General features: G+C 64.1%; 26 protein-coding genes and 2 pseudogenes. 12 read left to right on the top strand and 16 right to left on the bottom strand.

Annotation, left to right across the window (positions count from 1 at the left end; genetic code table 11):
- Positions 1 to 34: 34 nt before the first annotated feature.
- Both truA and fmt read right to left on the bottom strand, forming a co-directional pair.
- Positions 35 to 781, bottom strand: coding sequence for a tRNA pseudouridine(38-40) synthase TruA (gene truA / locus CI805_RS09690; RefSeq protein ID WP_260922670.1), 747 nt, complete (start codon positions 779 to 781; stop codon positions 35 to 37).
- Complete coding sequence (gene fmt, locus CI805_RS09685) at positions 778 to 1,689, bottom strand: methionyl-tRNA formyltransferase (protein WP_260922664.1); 912 nt, start codon at positions 1,687 to 1,689, stop codon at positions 778 to 780. Before fmt ends, truA begins: the two co-directional genes overlap by 4 nt.
- A gap of 84 nt (positions 1,690 to 1,773) precedes the next feature.
- Here fmt and recR point away from each other — a divergent pair, with 84 nt between their 5' ends.
- From recR to rmuC, 3 genes and pseudogenes are all read left to right on the top strand, one after another.
- Entirely contained in the window at positions 1,774 to 2,370 is a 597-nt protein-coding gene (recR, locus tag CI805_RS09680; protein WP_260922662.1) for a recombination mediator RecR, read from the top strand.
- An 87-nt stretch (positions 2,371 to 2,457) separates the two neighbouring features.
- Positions 2,458 to 3,027, top strand: coding sequence for a peptide deformylase (locus CI805_RS09675; protein ID WP_260922655.1), 570 nt, complete (start codon positions 2,458 to 2,460; stop codon positions 3,025 to 3,027).
- 69 nt (positions 3,028 to 3,096) lie between these two features.
- Positions 3,097 to 4,652 (top strand): annotated as a pseudogene (gene rmuC, locus CI805_RS09670) (DNA recombination protein RmuC).
- 92 nt (positions 4,653 to 4,744) lie between these two features.
- On the opposite strand, the gene CI805_RS09665 reads toward rmuC, so the two are convergent.
- The 7 genes and pseudogenes from CI805_RS09665 to CI805_RS09635 form a co-directional block, all read right to left on the bottom strand.
- Positions 4,745 to 5,548: a TrmH family RNA methyltransferase gene (locus CI805_RS09665; protein WP_260922652.1), complete on the bottom strand. Its 804-nt coding sequence runs from the start codon at positions 5,546 to 5,548 to the stop codon at positions 4,745 to 4,747.
- A gap of 7 nt (positions 5,549 to 5,555) precedes the next feature.
- Positions 5,556 to 5,834: an HPr family phosphocarrier protein gene (locus CI805_RS09660; protein ID WP_260922641.1), complete on the bottom strand. Its 279-nt coding sequence runs from the start codon at positions 5,832 to 5,834 to the stop codon at positions 5,556 to 5,558.
- Complete coding sequence (locus CI805_RS09655) at positions 5,831 to 6,235, bottom strand: PTS sugar transporter subunit IIA (protein WP_260922640.1); 405 nt, start codon at positions 6,233 to 6,235, stop codon at positions 5,831 to 5,833. The genes CI805_RS09660 and CI805_RS09655 overlap by 4 nt, the downstream gene beginning before the upstream one ends.
- Positions 6,236 to 6,289: 54 nt before the next feature.
- Positions 6,290 to 7,246, bottom strand: coding sequence for an RNase adapter RapZ (gene rapZ, locus CI805_RS09650; RefSeq protein ID WP_260922638.1), 957 nt, complete (start codon positions 7,244 to 7,246; stop codon positions 6,290 to 6,292).
- A gap of 72 nt (positions 7,247 to 7,318) precedes the next feature.
- Entirely contained in the window at positions 7,319 to 7,774 is a 456-nt protein-coding gene (locus CI805_RS09645) for an HPr kinase/phosphorylase (protein ID WP_260922632.1), read from the bottom strand.
- Positions 7,771 to 9,350 (bottom strand): annotated as a pseudogene (locus CI805_RS09640) (stimulus-sensing domain-containing protein). Before CI805_RS09640 ends, CI805_RS09645 begins: the two are co-directional and overlap by 4 nt.
- Positions 9,343 to 10,119: a response regulator transcription factor gene (locus CI805_RS09635; protein WP_260922630.1), complete on the bottom strand. Its 777-nt coding sequence runs from the start codon at positions 10,117 to 10,119 to the stop codon at positions 9,343 to 9,345. Before CI805_RS09635 ends, CI805_RS09640 begins: the two are co-directional and overlap by 8 nt.
- 285 nt (positions 10,120 to 10,404) lie before the next feature.
- Here CI805_RS09635 and CI805_RS09630 point away from each other — a divergent pair, with 285 nt between their 5' ends.
- Both CI805_RS09630 and CI805_RS09625 read left to right on the top strand, forming a co-directional pair.
- On the top strand, positions 10,405 to 12,024 hold the full coding sequence (locus CI805_RS09630; RefSeq protein WP_260922628.1) for a phosphoenolpyruvate carboxykinase: 1,620 nt from the start codon (positions 10,405 to 10,407) through the stop codon (positions 12,022 to 12,024).
- A gap of 126 nt (positions 12,025 to 12,150) precedes the next feature.
- Positions 12,151 to 12,504, top strand: a complete 354-nt coding sequence (locus CI805_RS09625) for a hypothetical protein (RefSeq protein ID WP_260922626.1) — start codon at positions 12,151 to 12,153, stop codon at positions 12,502 to 12,504.
- A 94-nt stretch (positions 12,505 to 12,598) separates the two neighbouring features.
- Here the strand turns inward: CI805_RS09625 and CI805_RS09620 are convergent, their stop codons facing one another.
- Entirely contained in the window at positions 12,599 to 13,255 is a 657-nt protein-coding gene (locus CI805_RS09620) for an alpha/beta hydrolase (protein WP_260922624.1), read from the bottom strand.
- 137 nt (positions 13,256 to 13,392) lie between these two features.
- On the opposite strand from CI805_RS09620, the gene CI805_RS09615 reads away from it, so the two are divergent.
- The 4 genes from CI805_RS09615 to parC all read left to right on the top strand — a co-directional run bounded on the left by CI805_RS09615 (position 13,393) and on the right by parC (position 18,332).
- A complete protein-coding gene (locus CI805_RS09615) occupies positions 13,393 to 14,517 on the top strand; it encodes a cysteine desulfurase family protein (protein WP_260922623.1) in 1,125 nt (374 codons plus the stop codon).
- Entirely contained in the window at positions 14,514 to 15,593 is a 1,080-nt protein-coding gene (locus CI805_RS09610; protein WP_260922616.1) for a cysteine desulfurase family protein, read from the top strand. The genes CI805_RS09615 and CI805_RS09610 overlap by 4 nt, the downstream gene beginning before the upstream one ends.
- A gap of 16 nt (positions 15,594 to 15,609) precedes the next feature.
- On the top strand, positions 15,610 to 15,942 hold the full coding sequence (locus tag CI805_RS09605) for a 2Fe-2S iron-sulfur cluster-binding protein (protein WP_260922614.1): 333 nt from the start codon (positions 15,610 to 15,612) through the stop codon (positions 15,940 to 15,942).
- A 95-nt stretch (positions 15,943 to 16,037) separates the two neighbouring features.
- Complete coding sequence (gene parC / locus CI805_RS09600; protein ID WP_260922604.1) at positions 16,038 to 18,332, top strand: DNA topoisomerase IV subunit A; 2,295 nt, start codon at positions 16,038 to 16,040, stop codon at positions 18,330 to 18,332.
- A 45-nt stretch (positions 18,333 to 18,377) separates the two neighbouring features.
- Here the strand turns inward: parC and CI805_RS09595 are convergent, their stop codons facing one another.
- The 6 genes from CI805_RS09595 to CI805_RS09570 form a co-directional block, all read right to left on the bottom strand.
- On the bottom strand, positions 18,378 to 19,049 hold the full coding sequence (locus CI805_RS09595) for a TIGR02281 family clan AA aspartic protease (RefSeq protein WP_260922581.1): 672 nt from the start codon (positions 19,047 to 19,049) through the stop codon (positions 18,378 to 18,380).
- Positions 19,050 to 19,060: 11 nt separating this feature from the next.
- The gene (locus tag CI805_RS09590) at positions 19,061 to 19,735 is read right to left on the bottom strand and encodes a TIGR02281 family clan AA aspartic protease (RefSeq protein WP_260922579.1); all 675 of its coding nucleotides are present in this window, start codon (positions 19,733 to 19,735) and stop codon (positions 19,061 to 19,063) included.
- Positions 19,732 to 20,898 (bottom strand): CCA tRNA nucleotidyltransferase, encoded by a 1,167-nt coding sequence (locus CI805_RS09585; protein ID WP_260922577.1) that lies wholly within the window; start codon positions 20,896 to 20,898, stop codon positions 19,732 to 19,734. The genes CI805_RS09590 and CI805_RS09585 overlap by 4 nt, the downstream gene beginning before the upstream one ends.
- Positions 20,882 to 21,487: a CoA pyrophosphatase gene (locus CI805_RS09580; protein WP_260922575.1), complete on the bottom strand. Its 606-nt coding sequence runs from the start codon at positions 21,485 to 21,487 to the stop codon at positions 20,882 to 20,884. Before CI805_RS09580 ends, CI805_RS09585 begins: the two co-directional genes overlap by 17 nt.
- Positions 21,484 to 22,032: a DUF1285 domain-containing protein gene (locus tag CI805_RS09575; RefSeq protein ID WP_260927930.1), complete on the bottom strand. Its 549-nt coding sequence runs from the start codon at positions 22,030 to 22,032 to the stop codon at positions 21,484 to 21,486. The genes CI805_RS09580 and CI805_RS09575 overlap by 4 nt, the downstream gene beginning before the upstream one ends.
- Positions 22,033 to 22,096: 64 nt before the next feature.
- Positions 22,097 to 22,621 carry a GNAT family N-acetyltransferase gene (locus tag CI805_RS09570; RefSeq protein WP_260922573.1) on the bottom strand — a complete coding sequence of 175 codons (525 nt, stop codon included), beginning with the start codon at positions 22,619 to 22,621 and terminating at the stop codon, positions 22,097 to 22,099.
- A 118-nt stretch (positions 22,622 to 22,739) separates the two neighbouring features.
- On the opposite strand from CI805_RS09570, the gene CI805_RS09565 reads away from it, so the two are divergent.
- From CI805_RS09565 to folP, 3 genes are all read left to right on the top strand, one after another.
- Entirely contained in the window at positions 22,740 to 23,360 is a 621-nt protein-coding gene (locus CI805_RS09565; RefSeq protein ID WP_260922570.1) for a ribonuclease HII, read from the top strand.
- Between the two features lie 253 nt (positions 23,361 to 23,613).
- Positions 23,614 to 24,747 carry a site-specific DNA-methyltransferase gene (locus CI805_RS09560; protein ID WP_313958490.1) on the top strand — a complete coding sequence of 378 codons (1,134 nt, stop codon included), beginning with the start codon at positions 23,614 to 23,616 and terminating at the stop codon, positions 24,745 to 24,747.
- A gap of 16 nt (positions 24,748 to 24,763) precedes the next feature.
- On the top strand, positions 24,764 to 25,876 hold the full coding sequence (gene folP / locus CI805_RS09555; protein ID WP_260922567.1) for a dihydropteroate synthase: 1,113 nt from the start codon (positions 24,764 to 24,766) through the stop codon (positions 25,874 to 25,876).
- Positions 25,877 to 25,988: the final 112 nt, after the last annotated feature.

Here is a 25,988-nt window from a genome sequence, read left to right as displayed (position 1 = left end):
TGTCACCTTGCGCCGGGCCACACGGTTTCAGGGCTCACTCGTCCGGATACGTCGCCTTCACGAAATAGAGCCCGTCCGGCGGCGCGTTCAGGCCGAGCGCCTGCCGGTCGCGCGCTTCCAGTGCCTCGCCGATCTGCGCCTCGCTCCACCGGCCCATGCCGACCAGCGCAAGGCAGCCGACCATCGAGCGGACCTGATGGTGCAGGAAGCTGCGCGCCTCCGCTTCGATCAGCACCATGTCGCCCTCGCGCCGCACATCGAGCCGATCGAGCGACTTCAGCGGCGAGGCGGACTGGCAGTGGGCGGAGCGGAAGGTGGTGAAATCGTGCCGCCCGACCAGCGCCTGTGCGGAACGGTGCATCACCGCCGCGTCGAGCGACTGCATCACTTGCCAGGCTTTGCCGCGCTCCAGCGTCAGCGGCGCCCGGCGATTGGCGATGCGATAGATATAGGCGCGACCGGTGCAGGAAAATCGCGCGTGCCAGTCGTCCGCCACCTCGACGCAATCCAGCACGGCAATCGGATCGGGACGCAGTCTGGCGTTGAGGGCCTCGCGCAAGCGAAACGCGCCGAGCGGCTTGTCGATCTCGATATGCGCGCGCATGCCCAGCGCATGGACGCCCGCATCGGTGCGCCCGGCGGCGTGCATGATCACCGGATGTCCGCAGACCGCTTCGGCAGCCTCTTCCACTGCCTGTTGCACGGACGGCCCGTGCGACTGGCGTTGCAGGCCCATGAACGGGGCACCGTCGAACTCCAGAGTCAGCGCGAACCGGGTCACGAGAGCAGCGTTCCCGCCGGGATCGGGCGCCCGCGCAACAGGTCTGCCGCGGCCATCGCCGGCTTGCCTGCGCGCTGGATCGTCACCACGCGCAAGGCACCAGTGCCGCATGCCACCGTCAGCGCGTGGTCCAACGTCGTTCCCGGCGCACCGGACATGTCGGCTACCACCTCGGCAGCAAGCACCTTGTACCGCTCGCCCTCAAGCTCGAAGAACGCCCCCGGCGCCGGGACGAAGGCGCGGACCTGCCGCTCTACCGCCTCGGTATCCTGCGAGAAATCGAGCCGGGCCTCGGCCTTGTCGATCTTGCTGGCGTAGGTCACGCCGTCCTCAGGCTGGGGCACGGCGCGGTGGACCGCCAGATCGCGCAGCGTCTCGACCATCAGCCGCGCGCCGCGTTCGGCCAGTTCCTGTGTCAGCTCGCCTGCGGTCTTGCGCTCGATGGGCGTGCGCAGCGTTGCCAGCATCGGCCCGGTGTCGAGGCCGCTCTCCATCTGCATGATGGTAACGCCGGTGGTCGGGTCGCCGCTGAGGATCGCGCGCTGGATCGGCGCCGCACCTCGCCAGCGCGGCAGGATCGAGGCATGGATATTCAGGCAACCAAGGCGCGGGGCATCGAGCACCGCACGTGGCAGGATCAGGCCGTAAGCGGCGACCACCGCGATATCCGCCTCCAGCGCCGCGAACGCTGCCTGCTCGTCCGCCCCTTTCAGCGAGACCGGATGGCGCACTTCAAGGCCAAGCCGTTCCGCCTCGCGCTGGACCGGGGAAGGCGTCAGTTCGCGCCCGCGCCGCCCGCCGGGGCGTGGCGGCTGGCTGTAGACTGCAACGATCTGATGCCCTGCCTCATGCAGTGCTAGCAGCGCGGGCACGGCGAAATCGGGTGTTCCCATAAAAATGATGCGCATGACTGGGGAAACTCCGAGGTTCGAGGGCAGGGCAATACAGACAGGCACTATCGCCGGGTCGGCGCAGGCCCTATCTGCCTGAGGATGGCATCGCAAGAGATCGAGACGCTGACCGCCGCGCTTTCGCGCCTTCCCGGCCTCGGGCCGCGCTCCGCCCGCCGGGCCGTGCTCTGGCTCATCAAGCGCCGCGAGACCGCACTGGTGCAGGTGCTCGATGCGCTGGAGGCCGTGCGCGGCGCGCTGGTCGAATGCGACACCTGCGGCAATATCGACACCACCAACCCTTGCGCGATCTGCGCCGATCCCCGCCGCGATGTCCGCTCGATCTGCGTGGTGGAGGAAGTGGCGGACCTGTGGGCGCTCGACCGCGCGCGGCTGTTCACCGGGCGCTATCACGTCCTTGGCGGCAGGCTCTCGGCGCTTGACGGCATTCGCCCCGAAGACCTCGCCATCGACAGCCTGCTGCGCCGGGTCGAAGCAGGGGGTATCGACGAAGTGCTGCTTGCCATGAATGCCACGCTCGAAGGTCAGACCACCGCGCACTACATCGCCGAGCGGCTGGAGGCGATGCCTGTCCGCGTCACGCAACTGGCGCATGGCGTCCCGGTCGGCGGCGAACTCGATTATCTCGACGAAGGCACTCTGGCGCAGGCGATCCGCGCGCGCAGGCCGGTGATCTGACAGGCTGTTTATCCCGCACCTTATCCGATCACGGTGATCGCAAGCGCCCGGATTGCGGAATCGCGACGATGCGCTTATTTAGAGCACATGGCTATCCGTGAAATCATCGAAGTTCCCGACCCGCGCCTGAAGCAGGTCTCCAAGCCCGTCGAAACGTTCGACGACGAGTTGCGCACGCTCGTCGAGGATATGTTCGAGACGATGTACGATGCCCCCGGCATCGGCCTCGCCGCAATTCAGGTCGGCGTGCCGCTGCGCGTGCTGGTCATCGACCTGCAGCCCGATGACCCGGATGCAGAGCCCGAGAAGTGCCACTCGCACGGCGATCACGAGCACTATCACCAGCCCACCAAGCGCGAGCCGCGGGTGTTCATCAATCCCGAGATTCTCGACCCCTCGGAAGACTATTCGGTCTATTCCGAGGGTTGCCTCTCGGTGCCCGAGATCTTCGCCGAAGTCGAACGCCCGGCCCGGATTCGCGCTCGCTGGCAGGACCTTGACGGCACTGTCCATGAAGAGGTCATGGACGATCTGATGGCGACCTGCCTCCAGCACGAGATGGACCATCTCGAAGGCATCCTGTTCATCGACCACCTCTCGCGCCTCAAGCGCCAGATGGCGCTCAAGAAGCTCGACAAGCTGCGCAAGGCGGCCTGATCCGCCAAACTGGTGGAAATTCTGCAATAGAGACTGGCGTTCCCTGAATGTTCCCGATAAGCTCGGGGCATGCAGGGAATCGTCTTCGCCATTGTCGCACTCGTCATCGGTCTCGTTCTGGGCTGGGTCTTCGGCTCGCGACCCGGTGCGCAGTGGCGTGCGATGGCCGACGCGCGCGAAAAGGAAGCGCGCGAGGCGGACGGTAAGTATCTGCGCGCCTTCGCCGAACTGGAAGCGGCGCGTGAAAGAGCCAGTCGGGTAGACGAACTGACTGTGGCCCTTGAGCGGGCAAGAACGGAACACGCAGCGCAGACCGAACGCCTCCGCGGCGAGAGTGTCACAACGCTCCAGCAGGCCCGCAGTGAACTGGAACAGGCGCACGAACGCACGCGCTCCGAGCATGCTCAGCGCGTCGATGTGTTGCTTCGTGAACAACGCGCGCTTTCCGATGAACTCTCGACCCTGCGCGAAAAGACCGCGAATTTCGACGAGCAGAAGCGCTTGCTGATCGAAGCGCAGGAAGGCTTGCGCAAGGAGTTCGAGAACGCTGGTGCGAAGGTTCTGGCGGGCGCGCAGGAAGCCTTCCTCCATCGCGCTGGTGCGCGTTTCGAGGAAAGCGAAAAAGCCAGTGCAGAGCGTATCGCAACCCTGTTGGCCCCTGTCGGCGAACGCCTGAAAAGCTATGAATTGCAGGTCGCCACACTGGAAAAGCAGCGCACCGATGCCTTCGCCACGCTGACCGGGCAACTTGTCGAACTCAGCGCAGGCCAGGAACGCGTGCGTGCCGAAGCCGCCCGCCTCAGCAACTCGCTTCGCAATGCCCCAAGGCGCGCGGGCGCTGGGGCGAGCAGCAGCTGAAAAACGTGCTCGAACAGTGCGGCCTTACCGAGCATACTGATTTCGAGACCGAACAATCGATCGAGACCGAGGATGGCCGGCTTCGTCCTGACGCGATCGTTCGCGTGCCGGGCAACAAGCAACTGGTCATCGACGCCAAGGTTTCCCTGAACGCCTATCAGGATGCGTTCGAGGCCGAAGATGAAACGCGCCGCAACGTCTTTCTCGACCAGCATGCCGCTTCGATGCGCAATCACATTCAGACGCTGGGCGCCAAGAGCTATCAGAGCCAGTTCGAGAATGCGCCGGATTACGTCATCATGTTCGTCCCCGGCGAACATTTCATCGCCGCCGCGCTCGATCACGATTCCGGGCTTTGGGACTATGCTTTCGATCGCAAGGTCCTGCTGGCAAGCCCGACCAACCTTGTCGCGATCTGCCGGACAATCGCACAGGTCTGGCAGCAGGAGGGTTTGGCGCGCGAGGCACGCGAAATCGGCAAGCTCGGCAGCGATCTTTACGATAGCCTTGCCAAGACGCAAGACGACCTTGGCAAGGTAGGCGTGCATCTCGGACGGGCGGTGAACAGCTTCAACGACTTCGCCCGAACCTATGACGGCAATGTCCTGAGCCGGGCACGCCGCCTCAGCGAGAAGCACATCAAGATCGGTAAGCGCGAAGTCTCGGATGAAGTCGCGCTGGTGGAAACGAGCCCGCGTTATGGGACTTCGGCAGATAACGCTGAAGCATCAGACGCCGACCTGCCGCGTATCGCCGCAGCCGAATGACCACCCGTATGAAACCGGCCCGTATGAAACCGGGGCGCGATTTCGCGCTTCGGTCTTGAAATCCGGCTGTTTTGTAAATCGGTTAAACTGGCTCAGACCTTGATGCGGGCCAATGCTTCATAGGCCAGAACGGCCCCGGCGATCGCCGCGTTCAGGCTGTCGGCACGGCCCAGCATCGGCATGGTGACGCGAATATCGCACGCCTTCTCATACGCTTCCGGCAAGCCTTGCGATTCGTTGCCGACCATCAGGAAGCAAGGGGCCGTGTAAGCCGCTTCGCGATAGCCGGTAGGATCGCGAAGCGAGGCGGCCACCAGTTGTCCGGGGCCGGAGCGCAGCCACGGTTCGAACTCGTCCCACGGGGCCATGACCAGCTTCTGGGTGAAGATCGCGCCCATGCTGGCGCGCACGGCCTCGACCGAGAAGGGATCGGCGCAGTCGTCGATCAGGATCAGGCCGCCAGCGCCCACGGCATCGCCGGTGCGCAGCATGGTGCCCAGATTACCGGGATCGCGCATCGCCTGCGCCACCAGCCAGATCGACGATGCGCCACGGTCGATATTGGCGAGCGAAGTGTCGAACTCGGAGAAAACGCCTGCCACGGCTTGCGGGTTGTCCTTGCCCGTAACCTTGGCGAGGATTTCGACGTCCATCTCGACGACATCGCCACCCGCTGCCAGCACGTCCGCTTCCAGTGCTTCGAGCAAAGGGTGCGGATCGCGTCCCGTTGCCATCACCAGGATTTCGGGAAGAATGCCGTTCTCGCGGGCATCGGTCAGCAGACGCAGGCCTTCTGCGAGAAAGCGACGCTCACGCTTGCGGTGCTTCTTCTCGCGCAGGCTGCGCAGAAACTTGACGAGCGGATTGGAAAAGCCCGTGATTGTACGCCGATGCATGGGAAAATCAGTCCTCGCCGAAGCCATCGCGTACCAGTGCGCCGAGCGTTTCCATCGCGTGCTGCGCGCCGTCGCCACGGCAGGCGATCTCGATGGTATCGCCTTTCGCGGCACCAAGCATCATCAGCCCCAGGATGGAGTTACCGGCCGCTTCCGTACCGTCCTTGCTTACGATCACGCCGACGGTTTCCGGCAGTTCCGACACGTAATTGACGAATTTGGCACTGGCGCGCGCATGCAGGCCGCGCTTGTTGACGATAAGGATCGTCTCGCGAAATTCGCTCATGCGTCCTGACCCAGATATTCGCTGGCGATGGTGATGTAGTTCCGGCCTGCATCCCGCGCCGCCGTCACGGCATCGCGAACCGGCATGCAGCGGCGCGCCTTGGCGAGGCGGATCAGCATGGGGAGATTGATACCGGCGATCACTTCGACCTTGCCTGCCTGCATCAGCGAAATGGCAAGGTTGGACGGTGTGCCGCCGAACAGATCGGTCAGAACGATCACGCCTTCGCCCGAATCGACAGCTGCGATGGCGTCGGCGATTTCGGAACGGCGACGCTCCATATCGTCATTGGGGCCGATACAGATCGTGGCGACCGCTGTCTGGCTACCCACGACATGTTCCATCGCATTGACGAATTCGACGGCAAGATTGCCATGCGTGACGAGGATCATGCCGATCATTGGAAAAGAATGCTCCGAATTTCCTGCGAATGCATCCTGGTCCCAGTCTTTTGCTCAGTTGCCACGAGGCAGTCCTCCTTCGAGAAGGTCAGCCGCTCTCGCCCCCAGGTTGCGGTGCAGCAATGTGGGCGAAAAACCGGCGAGACGCAAGGCTTCGCCCATCAGTTCGGCGGTGAAGACCGAACGGTGCCGACCGCCGGTGCAGCCAAAGGCAATCGTCACGTAGCTTTTTCCTTGCGCCTTGTAGCGCGGAAGCAACAGCATGAGCAGATCGCGCATCCGCTCGAAGGCTTCGTCGAAAGCGGGGTCCTTGCGGATGTAGTCACCGACTGGGGCATCCTGTCCCGTCATCGGGCGCAGTACCGGGTCCCAGTGCGGATTGTCCACGAAGCGCATGTCGAACACCAGATCGGCAAGCGGCGGCATGCCGCGCGAAAAGCCGAAACTGGTGATGGTGATCGTCATTTCGGCAGGAGATTCCTCACCGAAACGGTCGCGGATGGTGCGCTGGAGATCGTTCGAGGTGAAGTCGCTGGTGTCGATCAGAACTTCGGCCCAGCGCCGAAGCGGTGCCATAAGATCGCGCTCGGCGCGGATGCCCACTGCCACCGGGTTGTCGTGGGCCAGTGGATGCCGGCGGCGCGTTTCGTTGTACCGTCGTTCGAGTTCCGCAGACGTGCAGTCCAGGAACAGGGTGGTCAGTTCCACGCTGCCGCGCTCGACCAGCGTTTTGACTTGCCGGATGATCCGCTGGGCATCGAAGCCGCGCGTTCGCGAGTCAAAGCCGATCGCCAGCGGGCCGGATGTGCCGCTCTCTTCATGATTTGCAGGGTCGAGCAGGCGATCGAGCAACCGGACGGGGAAATTGTCGATGATTTCCCAACCGAGATCTTCCAGCACCCGAAGCGCGGTCGTCTTTCCCGCACCGAGCATGCCGGTGACGAGCATGAGCTGCTGCTTTTCGCCGCTTCCGACAGGCTGAGCCTGCAACGATGGATCGTCCTCATTCATGTTTGCTTGTCCGCGCCCGCCTCATGCCGTCGGCAGTTGGTCCTGCCTGATCGGTCTTGTTCTCTCGCATCGTCACTCTCCCCGGAAAAGTCCATAGGTTTTGAGTGCGAGTTCCACCTTGAAGGCCATCAGTGTGGCTTCCGTGGGCCAGATATCGACGTGCGGGACAGCATGGCCGAGAATATCACGCTTGCCTGCCGCCTCGATAAACCGGGGCGCTTCGCAATCCAGCGTGACGGACAGCGACACAAATGCGTGCTGGACCGGGGCCGTCCGGATGAGGCCGAGATTGCGGACTTCGATCAAACCGCTCGTTCGAGGGTGAGGGCGAACCAGCAGGCGGTCTCCGCTGTCGTCCAGAAGGACGGAATCGTCGCCGACAAGTCGTGCTCCCCGATCAATCAGCGTGAGAGCCAGCGAGGACTTGCCCAGCCCGGAGGCCCCGTCGATCAGTATCGCCATGCCGTCGATAGCCACTGCTGTCAGTTGCCGGGCGATCCCGTCCATGGCGCCTTGTGCCTCGCTCATGGCACGCTTTCCCATGCGGGCAAGGTCAACTCAAAGCGTGCGCCGGGTTTTCCGTCTTCCCGTTGCATTGCCGCCAGCCTGCCGAAATGGGCCTCGACAATGGTCCGGGCGATCGCGAGGCCGAGGCCGCTGTGCCGCCCGAAGGCTTCGCCGTCCGGCCGCAGCGAGTGGAAACGCTGAAAAATCCGCTCGCGCGCATCTTCCGGAATGCCGGGCCCATGGTCGCTGACGGCAACGCGGATACGATCTTCCTGCCGCGACAGCGCAACTTCGATCGAGGCATTTTCAGGCGAGAACGAAACCGCATTGTCGAGGAGGTTCTGCAGCACGCGAGCGAGGCGGGAGGCATCGCCCGGCACCAGCAGGTCCTGCGATCCTTCGCGCCCGATCACAACTTGCCGCCCCTCGTTCACGCCGCGCTGGTCGCGTTCGGCGACAAGCGCGCGAACAAGGCCGGTCATGTCGACCGGTTCGAATGTCGTACGGCTCAATTGTGCATCGATGCGACTGGCATCGGCGATTTCGGTAATGAGGAAGTCGATCCGTCGAACGTCATCCTGCGCAATGCCCATCAACTGACGGCGTAGATCCGGTTGCTCGACCCGTTCGAGGCTCTCCAGCGCGCTGCGCAGAGAGGTAAGCGGATTCTTCAATTCGTGCGAGACATCGGCAGCGAAGCTTTCCACGTCATCGATGCGCTGGCGTAGCGCCAGACTCATGTCCGAGATCGCGCGGGCCAAAAGTCCGATTTCGTCCCGTCGGTCGGGCAGGCGCGGCACGATGACGCTGCGGTCACGCCCCAGCCGCACGCGGACCGCCGCCCGGACAAGCTTGCGCAGCGGCTCGACGATGGTGCGGGCCAGAAACAGCGAGAGCAGGACCGAAACGACCAGCGCCGCGCCAACAATGATCGCCAGCGTCTGGCGCGCCTCTCGTACATTGTCGGTGATGTCGCGCGCATTGCGGGTGGTCAACAGCGCCTCGCCATCGGTGCCGACCGGCGTTGCCGCAATGATGATCGGCGTCTGGTCCGGCGCGGCCATATGCTGAATGCGCGTATCGTGTGCGGCAAGCGCCTGTGCGATTTCGGGCCAGTTGGCGGCCTTGTCGACTGTGGGATCGCGATACTCGTCGAGCGGACTGGAGCCGAGAATGACATCCATGGCCCGGTCCAGCATCCGTGCAGCGTCCTGCACCCATGGCTCTTTTGACGGATCTACCAGCGTGTAGGACGGGGGGCCAGAGCGAAGCTGTCGGCAACAAGGTCGCCCTTGGCATCATATAACCGCAATCGCAGGTGTTGCGTCGTGCCGATCCGGGCCAGCAGGTCGAGCCGCTCGTAAGGACTGCGCGCGGCAAGGGCGCTGGCTGCGATTTCGGCCTCGGCGGCGGCCAGTCGGTAGCGCTCCGCCAGCAGTTCGCGACGATAGCTGTCGATGTAGAACAGGCTGCCGGCCATCAGCGCCAGCGCGATCACGTTCACGGCAAGGATGCGCGCGGTCAACGAGACACGGCGCGAAATCCCGAAACGGGGTTTGAAAGGACGCCAGCCCGAAACGGGCCGCGCCCTAGCCATCGGCGAAGGCATAACCGGCACCATAGAGGGTATCGATCGCGCTGAATTCCGGATCGACCTGCCGGAACTTGCGCCGCATGCGTTTGATGTGGCTGTCGATGGTGCGATCGTCGACGTAGATATCGTCGTTGTACGCGGCGTCCATCAGCTGGTTCCGGCTCTTGACCACGCCGGGGCGCGCGGCGAGCGCTTCAAGGATCAGGAACTCCGTCACGGTCAAAGACACCGCGCGATCACGCCATGTCACCATATGGCGTGCCGGATCGAGTTGCAGGCGCCCGCGCACCACGGGGTCGGGAACCGGCTCGTTTTCGGACATGTCGCCTGCCTCGCGGGCCAGATCGCTGCGGCGAAGGATCGCGCGGATACGGGCGACGAGCAGGCGTTGGCTGAACGGCTTGGTGATGTAGTCGTCAGCACCCATCGCCAGCCCCAGCGCTTCGTCCGGCTCCTCGTCCTTCGAGGTCAGGAAGATCACCGGCAGGCTGGACTTCGCCCGCAACGCCTGGAGAAGGGCGAGGCCGTCCATGCGCGGCATCTTCACGTCGAAGATGGCAAGGTCGGGCGGGTTGTCGAGCAGCGCCCGCAGCGCGGTCGCCCCATCGGCATAGACGCGGGTCGCGAAGCCTTCGGCCTGTAGCGAGATCGACAGCGTCGTGAGAATATTGCGATCGTCGTCGACGAGCGCGATCGTCTGCTGGCGTTTGGTCGCCTGCGCTGGAGCGGAGAGCGACTCCGGCTGCGACTCCGGGGGGGCGGACGCGGACATGACGGACCCTGCAAACCTTCCTAACTCGCGGATTCGGCGTGCATCGCTACCCGTCAAACCGCTGTCGTCTTCGGACTTGTGAGTAGCCCGCCCATGCCGCGCTGACAACGCGTGGAATATCGTTTGCAACACCCATTTGGACGCACTCGGCGTTCCATTCTGTGGGATTTATGCACATTCTGCATCCGCCGGCCGCCTCTTCTTCCGAGGGAAGGGGCGGCAGGTACAGGAATGGGCGCTCCGGCCGGGAAAACCGGAGCGGGCAAGTCATAGGAGGAGATGACCTTGACCACAGTTCTCAACACACCGCTTTCCGCGCAGGGTATCGAGACCACTGCAACGATCCACGCCAATCTGCAGACCGCACCACTGGTCGAACATGCGGTCCGCAACGGGGAGGGTGTGCTCGCAGCGGACGGCCCCTTCGTTGTGGCGACCGGCAAGCACACCGGCCGTTCGGCCAAGGACAAGTTCATCGTCCGCGATGCGACGACCGAAGACACCGTGTGGTGGGGCGACGTCAACCGCCCCATGACCGAGGCGCATTTCGCTGCGCTCAAGAGCGATTTCCTGAAGGCGCTGTCGCAGAAGGACACGCTTTACGTCGCGGACCTGTTCGGGGGCTCGCAGCCCGAACACCGCGTGAACGTGCGGGTGGTCAACGAATATGCCTGGCACAACCTGTTCATCCGCACGCTGCTGGTCCGTCCCACGCAGGATGAGCTTGCCGGGTTCGCGCCGGAATACACGATCATCGACCTGCCCAGTTTCCGCGCCGATCCCGAGCGCCACGGCTGCCGCAGCGAGACGGTGATCGCGGTCAACTTCACCGAAAAGCTGATCCTGATCGGCGGTACGGCCTATGCGGGCGAAATGAAGAAGTCGGTCTTCGGCATCCTCAACTTCCTGCTGCCCGCCAAGGGCGTGATGCCGATGCACTGTTCGGCCAATATCGGCCCCGATGGCAATACCGCGGTGTTCTTCGGCCTTTCGGGCACCGGCAAGACCACGCTTTCGGCCGATGCCTCTCGCACGCTGATCGGCGATGATGAACATGGCTGGTCGGACACCGCGGTCTTCAACTTCGAAGGCGGCTGCTACGCCAAGATGATCCGCATCTCGGCCGAGGCGGAGCCGGAAATCTACGCCACCACCAAGCGCTTTGGCACCGTGCTGGAAAACGTGGTGATCGATCCTGACACCCGCACGCTCGATTTCGACGACGCCTCGCTCGCCGAAAACTCGCGTGGGGCCTATCCGATCGACTTCATTCCCAACACCTCGGAAGAAAATCTGGGGCCGGTGCCGCAGAACATCATCTTCCTGACCGCTGATGCCTTCGGGGTGCTGCCGCCGATCGCACGGCTCACGCCCGAACAGGCGATGTACCACTTCCTCTCGGGCTATACCGCCAAGGTCGCGGGCACCGAGATCGGCGTGACCGAGCCGGAAACGACGTTCTCCACCTGCTTTGGTGCCGCGTTCATGCCGCGTCACCCGTCTGTTTATGGGAACCTGCTCAAGGAGCGGATCGCCAGGGGCGGGGTGAAGTGCTGGCTGGTCAACACCGGCTGGTCGGGCGGCAAGGCGACGATGGAGGGCATCAAGCGCATGCCGATCAAGGCCACGCGCGCACTGCTGAACGCCGCGCTCGACGGCTCGCTCAACAGCGCCGAGTTCAAGGAAGATCCGAATTTCGGCTTCGAAGTGCCTGTTTCGGTTCCGGGCGTAGATACGAAGCTGCTCGATCCGCGCGGCGCGTGGGCCGATCCGGTTGCCTATGACGAGACCGCACAGGCGCTCGTCAAGCGCTTCATCGACAACTTCGCGCAATTCGAGGCGCATGTTGACGAAGGCGTTCGCAAGGCCGCACCGGGGTTCGCTCCTTCGGTCGAAGCGGCCTGACGGGATAATGACGAACAGCAGGAGGTCCCCTTCTTTGGTTGGGGGCCTCTTGTTCTGTCATGACAAGCGTGCATGATCGCGTGAATGCCAAGAGTGGCAGCCCGTCGTTGAGAAGGAGTACGCGAAATGGGAATGTTCGATTCGATCCTCGGTCAGGTGAGCGAGCACGCCGACGTCGAGAACCTTGCCGCCAAGCTCGGCATTGACCCCGCGATGGCGGAGAAGGCTATCGCCGCGCTCGGCATCGCCCACCAGCAGCCCGGCGACACTGCCGAACTCGCTGCTCAGAAGACCGGGCTCGACCTTGGCACGATCCAGTCGCTGATCGGCCATATCGGCGGCGAAGGCTCGCTCAGCGAATTTGCAGGTCAGATCGCCTCCGATCCCTCGAAGATCGCCTCGATGTTCGACAAGGATGGCGACGGCAGCGCGATGGACGATATTACCGATATGGCCAAGGGCTTCTTCGGCCGCTCGTAATCGCCTGAAAGCTTGACGAAAAGGCCGGAAACCCAGGTTGGGATTCCGGCCTTTTCGTTTGTTCACAACCGAGCCCGGAGCCCATCGTCTCGGATCACTTGATAGGGCAATCCGGCGCGAGGCGCATGTCGAGATAGCGGTCGACCGAAGTCATCAGTTCGGTCGTCTCGTTCTCGAAGAAGTGGTTGGCGCGCGGGATCTCGTCATGATGGATGGTGATGTGCTTCTGCGTGCGCAGCTTGTCGACGAGCTTCTGCACGGCATTGGGCGTCACCACCGTGTCACCGGTGCCCTGGATGATGATGCCCGAAGCCGGGCAGGGCGCCAGGAACGAGAAATCGTACATGTTGGCGGGCGGCGCGATCGAGATGAAGCCGCGAATTTCGGGGCGACGCATCAGCAACTGCATGCCGATCAGCGCACCGAACGAGCTGCCCGCGATCCAGGTGGTCGAGGCTTCGGGATGGATCGACTGCACCCAATCGAGCGCCGCAGCGGCATCCGAAAGCTCACCGATGCCGTTGTCGAAGCTGCCCTGGCTGCGGCCGACGCCGCGGAAGTTGAAGCGCAGAGTCGCAAAACCGCGGTTCACGAAGGTCTTGTAGAGGTGCTGCGTGATGCGGTCGTTCATCGTGCCGCCGGCCTGCGGGTGCGGGTGCAGGATCATCGCCACGGGCGCGCGGGCGCGGGTTGCGGGCTGGAAGCGGCCTTCGAGGCGACCTTCGGGACCGGGAAAGATGACGGCTGGCATAGTTGTGTGTCGACCTGACCTGTTGAAACTCCCGCCCAGGCCACAATCGGATCGACCGGCGGCCACAAGCGGGAGTGTAAAAGAGCAAAGTCCGTATATAGAAACGGCTTCCTTGAAAACAACTTTACGATCCGAGCGTGCCGGAAACCATCTATCTCGACCATGCCGCCACCACGCCGATGCTGCCTGCCGCCCGTGCGGCCTGGCTCGAAGGCGCTGACATCTGGGCCAATCCCTCCAGCCCGCACAAGCCGGGCCGCGCCGCGCGCGCCGCGCTGGAAGATGCGCGCGAGCGGGTAAGGACTGCGCTGCAATGGCAAGGCGAAGTGATCTTCACCTCGGGCGCCAGCGAAGCCCTCGCGCTAGGCCTAGGGCGAGCCAAGGCAGAGCGTAGGCTGGTCTCGGCGGTGGAGCACGATGCCGTGTTCCGCGCCGCGCCGGGGGCTGACGTATTGCCGATTGGTGATGGCTGGGAGGTGGATCGCGCAATTCTGCAGCAGAAATTACGTGATGGAACGCGTGCCGCCGTGGCCATTCAGCACGTCAACTCGGAAACCGGGGTTATTCAACCCGTCAGCGAATACACGGCGATGGTGCGCGAGCATGGCAGTCTGTTGCTCAGCGATTGCTCACAGTCGGCAGGTAAATTCAGGCTGCCGGATGCCGACATGATCGTGCTTTCGGCGCACAAGCTGGGAGGTCCGGTCGGCATTGGCGCGTTGCTTGTGCGCGATTTCGCCATGCTGGAAGCTGCTGGCGGTCAGGAACGCGGCTACCGTGCTGGCACCGAAAACCTTCCCGGTGCGCTGGCTTTTGCGGCAGCGTTGGAGGCGCGGCAGATCAGCAAACATACCATTGGCAAAGGAATGCAAACGAGCGCCATTGAAGGATGGGCATCTTGGGTTACGATGGCCAGCCTCGCTTTTGTTGATATCGAATATGAGATCAATCGACTTGGCGGCACATTTCAGTGTCCGGCAAAGCAATACGATCCTTCGATCCTGTCGATCACGATGCCGGGCGTCAGCGCAGCCGCTCAGCTGATCCAGTTCGATTCTGCCGGTTTCGCGGTTTCGGCGGGTAGTGCCTGTTCCTCGGGGACACTCAAGCAGAGCCGAACTTTGCTGGCGTTTGGAGTGCCAGAGGAACAAGCCCGAAACACCATCAGAATGAGCGCTGGCTGGAACACTAGCCACGAAGACATCGTTTCCTTTTCGAAGGCGTGGAGTACCATCGCCTCGCGTGGGAGGAAGCAGGCATGATCTACCTCGACTATCAGGCGACGACCCCGCTGGCGCCCGAAGCGCGCGAGGCAATGCTGGCGTGGCTTTCCGGTCCGGATACCGACGGCTTCGCCAATCCGCACAGCCCGCACCGTGCCGGACGCGGCGCGGCGGCCGCCGTCGAGATCGCGCGTGAACAGGTGGCGCAGCTTCTGCCCGCCGGTGGCCGGGTGATCTTCACATCCGGTGCAACCGAGGCGATCAACCTGGCACTGCTGGGCTCGGGACGCAGGCATCTTGCCGTCTCTGCGATCGAACATGCCGCCGTGCTCGACTGCGCGCAGGCGATTGATCCGGCGTTGGCTCTACTGCCAGTCGACAGCGAGGGCCTGGTCTCCGCCGATGTGCCATTCCCTGCGCAGACCGACCTCGTCGCGGTGATGCAGGTGAACAACGAGATCGGCACGATCCAGCCGGTCGAAGCTCTCGCCGAGCGCGCGCATGAGCAAGGCGCGCTGTTCCTGTGCGACGCGGTGCAGAGCGCCGGGAAGCTGGCACCGCCGCAGAACGCCGACCTGATCGCGATCTCCGCGCACAAGCTCTACGGACCCAAGGGTATCGGCGCATTGTGGGTGCGCGATGGTGTCGAGATCGCGCCGCTGATCCGGGGCGGCGGGCAGGAGCAGGGCCTGCGTTCGGGCACGCTCAGTCCGGCGCTCTGCGCAGGCTTCGGCGCTGCTGCGGCACTGGCCCACCGCCGTCGCACCGAGGATGCCGCCCGCGCCGAAGCGCTGTGGCACCGCACTCGCGCCATGCTGGGGCGCTGGACGCTGAATGGCTCGGCGACCGCGCGGTGGCACGGCAATCTCAATCTGCGCCTGCCGGGTCTCGACGTGGCACGGCTGATGTCGGACCTTCGCGACGTGGCGTTCTCCGCCGGATCGGCCTGCGCCAGCGGTTCGGGGCGGCCCAGTCATGTGCTGCGCGCGCTGGGGCTTTCAGATTCCGATGCAAAGACCTCTATCCGGTTGGGATTCGGACGTTATAGTCACCTTCGGGACATTGAGGATGCCTGCGCACGCCTGGAAGCCGCCGCCGCGGATCAGGGCGTATGAGTTGCAGGAGTTTGAATTGCCGGACGTACGTTTCGTAACGGAGCAGGGCGAGATCGTCCTCGCCCATGCCGCCAGCGGCGACAGGCTGCTCAAAGTGGCGCAGATCGCAGGCATGCCGCTGGAAGGCACCTGCGAGGGGCAGATGGCCTGTTCCACCTGCCATGTGATCGTCGCGCCAGACTGGTTCCCGCGCCTGCCCGACCCGTCCGACGAAGAGGAAGACCTGCTCGACCTCGCGGCCCACGTTACCCGGACCAGTCGCCTCGCCTGCCAGATCAGCGTGACCGAGGATCTCGACGGGATCGAGGTGCGCATTCCCCGCAATGCGCACAACCTGCAGATCGGCTGACCGCTCCCGCTTCCCCCATCCTCGCGAAAGATCGTCGGAAAACTTGGGGTAAGGGTATTCCGGTCTGCCGATCGCGTTGCTAGGCTGTTCCTACCATGGTGAACACGATCGACGACGCTCCGGACCCTTTCGACGCCATTGTCGATGCGCCCTTCGATGCCGCGCTGTCCGAGCGCTATCTCGTTTATGCGCTCTCGACGATCACCGCGCGTTCGCTGCCCGATCTTCGCGACGGCCTGAAGCCGGTCCACCGCCGCCTGCTCTGGGCGATGCGGCAGCTCAAGCTCGATCCCGCCAGCGCCTACAAGAAGTCCGCGCGCGTCGTCGGCGACGTGATCGGCAAGTATCACCCGCATGGCGACGCCTCGGTCTACGATGCGATGGTCCGCCTCGCGCAGGACTTCTCGCTGCGCTATCCGCTGGTCGAGGGGCAGGGCAACTTCGGCAATATCGATGGCGATAACGCCGCCGCCTATCGCTACACCGAAGCGCGCCTGACCAAGACCGCGATCCAGCTCATGGCCGGGCTGGACGAGGGCACCGTCGATTTCGTCCCCACCTACAACGGTGAAGAGAGCGAGCCGGATATCTTCCCCGGCCTGTTCCCAAACCTGCTGGCCAATGGTGCCACCGGCATCGCGGTGGGCATGGCGACCTCGATCCCCAGCCACAACGTCGCCGAGATCATCGACGCGACGCTGATGCTGATCGACAATCCGCAGGCCGAGCATGCGCAGATCATGCAGGTGTTCAAGGGGCCGGACTTCGCGACCGGCGGCCTCGTGGTCGACAGCCCCGAAGCGATCAGCCACGCCTACGAGACCGGCAAGGGCGCGTTCCGCGTGCGCGGTCGTTTCTCGACCGGGCGGAACGAGGACGGCAGCTGGGAAGAGACCGGCATCGAAAAGCTGGGGGGCGGCCAGTGGCAGCTCGTCATCAGCGAAATTCCTTACATGCTGCCCAAGGGCAAGCTGATAGAGCAGGTCGCGCAGCTGATCGCCGACCGTAAGCTGCCGATCCTCGAAGACATTCGGGACGAGAGCGACGAGAGCATCCGCATCGTCTTCGTGCCCAAGAGCCGCAATGTCGATCCGGAGCTGCTGAAGGAAAGCCTCTACCGCCTCTCCGATCTGGAGAGCCGCTTCTCGCTGAACCTCAACGTGCTCGATGCGCACCGCACGCCGGGCGTTCTTGGCATCCGGCTGGTGTTGCAGGAGTGGGTCTTCGCGCAGATCGATATCCTGCTGCGCCGCACCCAGCATCGCCTCGAAAAGATCGCTGCCCGCCTCGAACTGCTCGAAGGCTACATCATCGCCTATCTCAACCTCGACCGGATCATCGAGATCATCCGGACCGAGGACGAGCCCAAGCAGGTGATGATGGCCGAGTTCAGCCTGACCGACCGTCAGGCCGAGGCGATCCTCAACATGCGCCTGCGCTCCTTGCGCAAGCTGGAGGAGATGGAGCTGCGGCAGGAACATGCCGAACTGCTCAAGGAGCAGGACGACCTCACCAAGCTGCTCGAAAGCCCGGCCCGCCAGCGCACGCGTCTCAAGCGCGATCTCAATACCCTGCGCAAGGACTATGCCGAGACCACCGTGCTGGGCCGTCGCCGGACGACCATCGCGCAGGCCACGCCAACCGTCGAGTTCTCGATGGACGCGATGATCGAGAAGGAGCCGGTGACGGTCATCCTCTCGGCAAGAGGCTGGATTCGTGCCGCTAAGGGCCATGTGCCGCTGGACGGCGATTTCAAGTTCAAGGAAGGCGATGGCCCGGCCTTCGCCTTCCATGCCCAGACCACCGACAAGATCCTGATCGCGGTGGAGAACGGCCGGTTCTACACGCTCGGTGCTGACAAGCTGCCCGGCGCGCGCGGCTTCGGCGAGCCGATCCGCACGATGGTCGATATCGATGCCGATGCCCACATCATCGCCGCCATGCCGCACAAGCCCAAGGCGCAGCTGCTGCTGGCCTCGAATATCGGACGTGGCTTCGCGGCGGACAGCGACGAACTGCTGGCCGAAACCCGCAAGGGCAAGGCGGTCATGTCCACCAAGCCCGGCGTTACGCTCACCATCGTGCGCGAAATTCCGGCTGAGCACGATCACGTTGCCGTGGTGGGCGACAATCGCAAGCTCGTGGTGTTCAGCCTGGAAGAGCTGCCGGTGCTGGCCAAGGGGCAGGGCGTTACGCTCCAGCGCTATCGCGACGGGGGCCTTGCCGATGCGATCACGCTGAAGCTGGAGGATGGCCTGTCATGGACGATGGGCGGCGATACCGGCCGCACGCGTACCGAAAAGGACATGGTGCTGTGGAAGGTCGCGCGCGGTGCCGCCGGTCGCCTGCCGCCTAACGGCTTCCCGCGCGACAACAAGTTTCAGGGATAGTCCGAATACATCGCCCCGGCGCAGGCCGGGATGATGCCAGCGCCGTCAGGCCCCCGTCACCGTCTGCGGATGGTGGGGCTCAAGGATCAGCGTGTTGCGCTCCACCCGCCAGCCCGCGAGGCGCGAGAGCAGGTTCATGCCGATCACGTTGGCATCCTGAAGTCCCGGCACGATCACGGCATCGAGATCGCGAGCGACGATATTGCCCATGTGCATCTCGTCGATCGTCGCCATGTCGGCGGAGACGGTGCCGTTGGCGGTCTGCATCATCACCGCCCGGCGGATCGGCTGCACTTCGACGCCTGCTTCGCGCGCCGCACGCGGGCTGAGCGCAGTAATCGTTGCGCCGGTATCGACAAGGAAGCGGATCGGGGTGCCGTTCACTCGGGCGCGTATCCAGAAGTGCCCGTCGGGCGACATCGGCACCCGCGTCACCCGGCCTTCGACCACCTGCCTGGGAACGCCGAGTGCGGGAATGGAGATGTCCGCGCTCGTCGAAAACCGCGCGACCTGCGCCACGGTCAGCAGCAGCGCTGCGACCAGCCCGAGCGTGCCGATCCCGCGCAGCAGACCCGCTATCCACGGGAGCGGGCGGCGCAGCACACCGCCCAGCACGCTGACGAAGATCGCCGCCAGCGCCAGTGCCAGCAAGGGCTGCCCCCGCAACCACGGCAGGAGATCATGAAAGCCCGAGAGATCGAAGCCGGAAAAGTTCATATACCGAGCGCTTAGTTCGTGCCGGCTTTCTCGACGCTGACTGGCCGACTTGTCGCGCCGGCAGACGGCACCAGCGTCATCCGGTCGCCATCCACCCGCCAGCCTTTCAGGCGCGAGAGCAGGTTCATGCCGATCACGCTGGTATCGCCTGCGCTGTCGGGTGTGACGGCCACCGGGAGTTCGCGCGCCGAAACACCGCCGAAGTCCAGCGATCCCGCGGTCGACATGCGCGCGACGATAGTACCGTTGGCGGTATCGAGCATCCGCCCCTCGCTATCAGGATTGACGATGATGCCCGCTGCCTGCGCGACGCTTTGGGAGATCGAGGTGTAGGTCGCGCCGGTATCGATCAGGAAGGCGGTGGGCACGCCGTTCAATTTCGCCTCGACCCAGAAATGTCCGTCCCGGCGCTTAGCGATCTGCGTCTCGTCGCCTGAAACGGTGGCGGGGCGCGTATGGTCGAACCAGTCCGCCGCTTCCGACTTGTCATTGTTGAGTGCGGATTCCGCGATGGTCAGCAAGACCACGGCGGCCATGATGAGATAGGCCCCGTTGCGCAGCCCCTGGGCCAGACGTGTGCGTTCGGGCGACAGCATCATCGAGGCGATACCCGCCAGCACCGCCACGACGGCCAGCGCCAGCAGGGGATTGGCATAAAGTTGCGCGCCCAGTTCGCCGAGGTTCACGAGCCGAGTTCCTTGTCCAGCATCGCGTCGATGGTCGCCGGATCGGAAGGGAAGCCTGCCGCGATCCAGCAGTCCTCGACCTTTCGCAACGTGGCCGCGACCTGTGGCCCGGCGCTGACGCCGCGTGCGACGATCTGCCCACCCTTCACCGGAAAGAGGGGAATGTCCCAGCCAGTCAGTGGCGAGGTATCCGCGCCTGCCAGCAGCAGGCGATCGAGCGCTTCCTTGCGGCCCAGCCGATAGGCAAGTTCGCGCGCGGATGGCATGTCATCGGTTCGTGCGGCCGCCAGCGACAGGCGCTTCCTCTGCGCGCCCGAGAGGCGGAAGCGCGCGGTGACCTGTTCGGCGAGCCCCGGCTGTTGCGGCACCAGCGCTGCCAGACGACGCAGCGGATCGGGCGCGATGCCCTGTGCCTTTTCGCTGGCGACAAGCCGGGCGAGGGCGGGAACGTCAGCTTCCGGCAGGATTTCGCGCAGGACGCCAAGTTCCTCCATCCGTGCCACGGTCGGTGCCGGATCGGGCAGGCCCAGCAGGTTCATGGTCTCCATGCCGACCCGCTCGCGCGAGAGGCCTTTCAGTGTGGCTGCAAGATTATGACATGCCTCTTCCGCCTGCTTGTCAGCAGGTTGAGCGCCAAATCTCGCCTGAAAACGGAAGTAACGCAGGATACGCAAGTGGTCCTCGCGGATGCGCTGTGCGGCATCGCCAATGAAGCGGACCCGGCGCGCATCGAGATCGGCGAGCCCGCCGAACCAGTCAAACACCTCGCCGGTCAGGGTATCGGCGTAAAGCGCGTTGATCGTGAAATCGCGACGGGCGGCATCCTCGCGCCAGTCGCTGGCGAAAGCCACTGTCGCGCGGCGGCCATCGGTGCTGACATCGTGGCGCAGCGTGGTGATCTCGACCGGACCGCCCGGCAGGACAGCGGTCACGGTGCCGTGCTTGATCCCGGTCGGTACCTTGCGGATCGCCGCCACATCAAGGCGCCGCATGATCTCTTCGGGATGCAGCACCGTCGCCATGTCGATGTCCTTGACCGGCGCGCCGAGCAGGCTGTCGCGCACCGCGCCGCCGACATAGCGCACGTTCTCCCGGCCCAGCGCCGCCACCAGCGCGGCCAGATCGGCCCGCGCCATCCATTCGGCCTCAAGCCGTTTCGTCATGCCAGTTCAGTCTTCTTGCAAGGTTGGAGAGGATTGCCCCGGTCACGCCCCAGATGACGTGGCCCTGCCAGTCGATCTCGATGACAGGATACTGCTGACCATTGCGCTCCAGCAACCGGGTGCGCTGGTTGGCGGGATCGAGGACGAAGTCTGCAGGGGCTTCGAACCACTGCGACACTTCGGCAGCATTGGGACGGATTTCGATATCGGGGGGAATCACGCCGATCACCGGCGTGATCTCATAGCCGCTCCCGGTGCGATAGACGTCGGTTGCGCCCACCACGCGAACGAGGTCGGAAGGAATGCCGAGTTCTTCCTCTGCCTCTCTCAAGGCCGCCTCTGTCGCGTTCTCCCCCAGTTCGCGGCGACCGCCGGGAAGGGCGATCTGCCCCGGATGGGCGCGCATCGTCGAGGGGCGATGGAGCATAAGAATTCCGGGGTTATCGCGTTCTGTCAGCGCGATAAGGACCGAAGCTGGCTTCAGTTCGAGGTCACTGCCTTTCAGGCGCGGGTCGGACAAGCGCATCGGAGGCTGCTCTGCATGCGCATCGGTGAGGCGCTGTGCCACACGCTGGAACAGGTCGCTCATACAGATGGCGCCAGTGCGAAGGTGCAGCCCTTGCTGCTGACCGACATGTCCGAGAGTTCAATCGCAATTTCAGCGAGTTGCAGCCATGTGCTGCGATCCAGTCTGGCTTCGATCCCATGGCGGACGGCGAGATAGATCGCCGGCGCCTCGATGCTGCCACGGGCGATCAGCGGGTGATCGCTGTCGGCAATGACGAACTCATCGGTGTTCAGCCGAAAGACCAGCGCGTCGCCTTCGTGCTTGAGGTCGACGGCAAGGAAAGCGGCATCGTCCACCACGATCGACAGCTTCTGCCCCGGCGTGACCAGCCAGTGCTGCCCTTGTGCATCGCGGATCAGCAGTTGCGAGAAGGCGCGAACCATCGCCGCGCGGCGGATTTCCGTGCCTTCATGATACCAGCGCCCATCCGCTGCGATCCGCATATCGCTACTGCCCACCACGTCCGGTCGCCACGTATCGACCGGCGCGAGCCTGCGCTCGGCGACGAGTTCGGCGATACGGGACAGACTGAGGCCTGCCAGATCAGGGGGCGGATCGTAAGGCATGCCGCCCGGATGCCAGATCGGCACCCCGACGCCAAGCGTTCCTTGTCGAATTTAAGCCGTGAACTCAGCGCAGCCAGGGGCCGAGCGTGCCCGCTTCGGGAAGCACCGCCGCGTTGGGGGTGCGCACCAGCAGACGATGGCGCTCGAACGGTCCGGGCAGTTCCCAGGCGCCTGTGTGGGTGCTCTCGAAGCCCCAGAAACGGCCGTAATATTCGGGGTCGCCGATCAGGACCTGCGGCAGCGGCGCGCGAGGATCGAGGCCTGCAAGCGCTGCGGACATCAGCGCCTGACCGTAGCCCATGCCCTGATGTTCGGGCAGCACGGCAACCGGGCCGACCATCACCATCGGATGGGCGCGCCCCGCCGGGGCGGTGAGTGCCACCGGCCAGCACTGGATCGTGCCGACCAGCATCTCGTTCGCATCCATCGCCGCGAAGCTGAGCGCCGGGAGCCAGTCGGTTCCCTCGCGCACCTTGTAGGCTGTTCGCTGGTGTCGCTCGGAACCGAAAGCGCGGTCGAGCAGGCTCTCGACAAGCACGGGGTCGACGTTATCGAGCGGGATCAGCGTGGATTGAACGGTATCGGACATGGCGCGCGCGGATAGGCGGGTCTGCGGGGTTTGTCGATTCAAATCGCGGGATACAGGCTTGCATGTCCAGTAATCGCGACCTTGCGGCGCTGCGATACAGCGGCGATAGACGCTTTCCATGAGCACTTCGCCTGCCCCGTTCGCCCTGCCGCCCCGCATCGTCATCGGCGTGGATGAAGCCGGGCGAGGGCCTCTTGCAGGTCCGGTGGTCGCAGGAGCCGTGATCCTGTCCAGGCCGCGCCCTTCCGGGCTCGACGATTCCAAGAAGCTCTCGGCCAAACGCCGTGCGGAACTGGAAGCGGTGATCCAGCGCCGGTGCCTGTGGGCGCTGGGCGTCGTCGATGTCGAGGAGATCGATCGCCTCAACATCTTCGGCGCTACGATGCTGGCAATGACCCGCGCGGTGGAGGCGCTGTGCATCCAGATCGACCGGGAGCCCGACGAGGTATTGATCGACGGCAACATGACGCCTGCGGGCCGTCGTCCGGAATGGCGATGGAATGCCCGCGCCATCGTCGGCGGCGATGCGCTGGAGCCGTGCATTTCCGCAGCTTCGATCGTCGCCAAGGAACATCGCGACCGGGTGATGCGGGGCCTTGCCGAGCAGCACCCGCACTATGGGTGGGAACGCAATGCCGGATACGGCACCGTGCAGCACCTCGCCGCGCTACGCGAACATGGTGCGACGGTGCATCATCGCCGCAGTTTCGCACCGGTTGCGCAACTCTCGCTCCTGTAAGCGGAAAACTGGTTCAAGCCTTTCCGGATCGTTCCTGAGCGCGAAATAAATTTCGCAGGTGAGTCGTGCGAGTCACACCGCAGAATCTTGAGTCATCGCGATTCGAAAGCCCACTATATCTTGTGTCGGATTCGTTTTGTTCCGCTTCCGATTCGCCTGAATCGCGAGAGATTCCGGCGAGTCGCAGCTTGACGGCGAGTCTCTGACGACTCACAAGGGGGAACATTTTCCACATCTGAGTTTCGGAGCACACATGGGTCAGGTCCTCGTCAAGGAGCGTCTTCGCGCAGCAGCACCGGCGCCTACGCCGCGCGAACTGCTGCCGCTGGGCCGCATCATTCCGGGTGACTGCATCGAGGCCATGCGCTCGCTGCCGGACGCCTGCGTCGACATGGTCTTCGCCGACCCGCCGTACAACCTCCAGCTTGGCGGCGACCTTGCCCGTCCCGACGGCAGCCACGTCGATGCCGTGACCAACGACTGGGACAAGTTCTCCAGCTTCGCCGCCTACGACCAGTTTACCCGTGAGTGGCTGACCGAAGCGCGCCGCGTGCTCAAGCCCGACGGCTCGCTGTGGGTGATCGGATCGTACCACAACGTGTTCCGCCTCGGCGCGATCATGCAGGACATGGGCTTCTGGATCCTGAACGATATCGTCTGGCGCAAGGCGAACCCGATGCCCAACTTCAAGGGCACGCGCTTCACCAACGCGCACGAGACGCTGATCTGGGCCAGCATGGGCGAGAAGTCGAAGTACACCTTCAACTATCGCGCGATGAAGACGCTGAACGACGAATTGCAGATGCGTTCGGACTGGGTTCTGCCGATCTGCAACGGCGCCGAGCGTCTCAAGAAGGGCGGTCGCAAGGTTCACCCGACGCAGAAGCCCGAAGCGCTGCTCTACCGCGTCATGCTGGCGACCACCAACGCGGGCGATGTCGTGCTCGATCCGTTCTTCGGCACCGGCACCACGGGCGCTGTAGCCAAGCGTCTTGGCCGCGAGTGGATCGGCTGCGAGCGTGAGAGCGACTATCGCGAAGCCGCTCTGGAGCGTATCGAGATGGCGCTGCCGCTCGACGAAAGCGCACTCAAGACCATGCAGTCCAAGCGCACCGCCCCCAAGGTCGCCTTCGGCACGCTGGTCGAGACCGGCTGGATCGAGCCCGGCACCAAGGTTTTCGACAAGAAGCGCCGCCATGTCGCCTCAATCCGCGCCGACGGCTCACTGATCCAGGGCGATGCCACCGGCTCGATCCACGGGCTGGGCAAGGACCTGCAGGGCGCGCCGTCGTGCAACGGCTGGACCTTCTGGCATCTGGAGCACGAGGGCGAAGTGAAGCCGCTCGACGCGATCCGCCAGCTCTACATCCTCGCCACCGAGCCCTGAGTTTTACGGCAGGGTCATGGCACGGCAGGTCTACATCCGTCCGATCGGCTTTGCCGAAAGCCCGCAGAGCGAGCTTGGCGAAGCCATACGGTTGGGCGGCTCTATGGTCTGGGCCAGCCGCTTCGCGCTGATCGTACGCGAGAATGGCGTGGTGACGCGGCGTGAGCGGGTCGATGTTCCCGCGATGCCGACCGCGCTTGCCGGGCTTCCCGACGATCTGGCGCAGGAGGCCGAGGCGCAATGGGCGAACCTGCGCAAGAGCCATCCTGCGTTGCAGTGCGGCAACCGAACCATTCGCTTTGACCAGCCGCAGGTCATGGCGATCCTTAACCGCACGCCGGACAGTTTCTCGGACGGTGGCCGCTTCGACAGCGACCTTGATGCTGCCGCTGATCACGCCATGCAGATGCTGGAGGCAGGCGCCGCGATCATCGATGTCGGAGGCGAGTCCACCCGCCCCGGTGCTGCGTCCGTGTGGGAAGGGGACGAAATCGCCCGCGTGGTGCCGATCGTGGACAGGCTGGCCAAGGCTGGCGCTGCAATCAGCGTCGATACCCGGCGAGCGGGGGTGATGGAAGCCGCGCTCAAGGTCGGCGCGCATATCTTCAACGACGTCTCGGGCCTGCGTTTCGATCCGCGCAGCGCCGAACTGGCTGCGAACGCTGGAACGCCGGTCGTGCTGATGCATGCTCCCGGTGACGGGAACGACCTGCATGCCGAGCATGGCTATCGCGATGTCGTGCTGGACGTGTTCGATCGCCTGAGAGCCCTTCGCGATCGGGCGGTGGAGCAGGGCATCGCGCCGGAACGCATCTGGCTGGACCCAGGCATTGGCTTTGGCATGTCCGTCGCCGAAAACCTTGCCTTGATGAATTGTCTGGCACTGTTCCACGCTCTGGGGCATCCGATCCTGCTGGGTGCAAGCCGCAAGCGGCTGATCGGCGCGCTGGCGGGCGAAGTTCCCGCAGATCAACGCCTGGGCGGCTCGCTGACGCTTGCTCTGAAGGCTGCTGAAGCGGGGTGCCATGTGATCCGCGTCCACGATGCGATGGAGACCGTTCAGGCCTTGCGTGTCTGGCGAGGTCTTCGCGACAGTGCTCTGACGGACTTCTCACAAATACCGGAATAAAGCGCATTTTTCGTGCATGTATCGGCCGGAAATCTGAACACCCGTACAGAAACAGTAGTTCCCAGAGCACATAATAACATGTTGCCGGTGGAAAGGCTCACTTCATCCATTT

The sequence above is a fragment of the Novosphingobium sp. 9 genome (assembly GCF_025340265.1).
GTDB lineage: Bacteria > Pseudomonadota > Alphaproteobacteria > Sphingomonadales > Sphingomonadaceae > Novosphingobium.
This window is presented reverse-complemented; position numbering and strand designations above follow the sequence as displayed.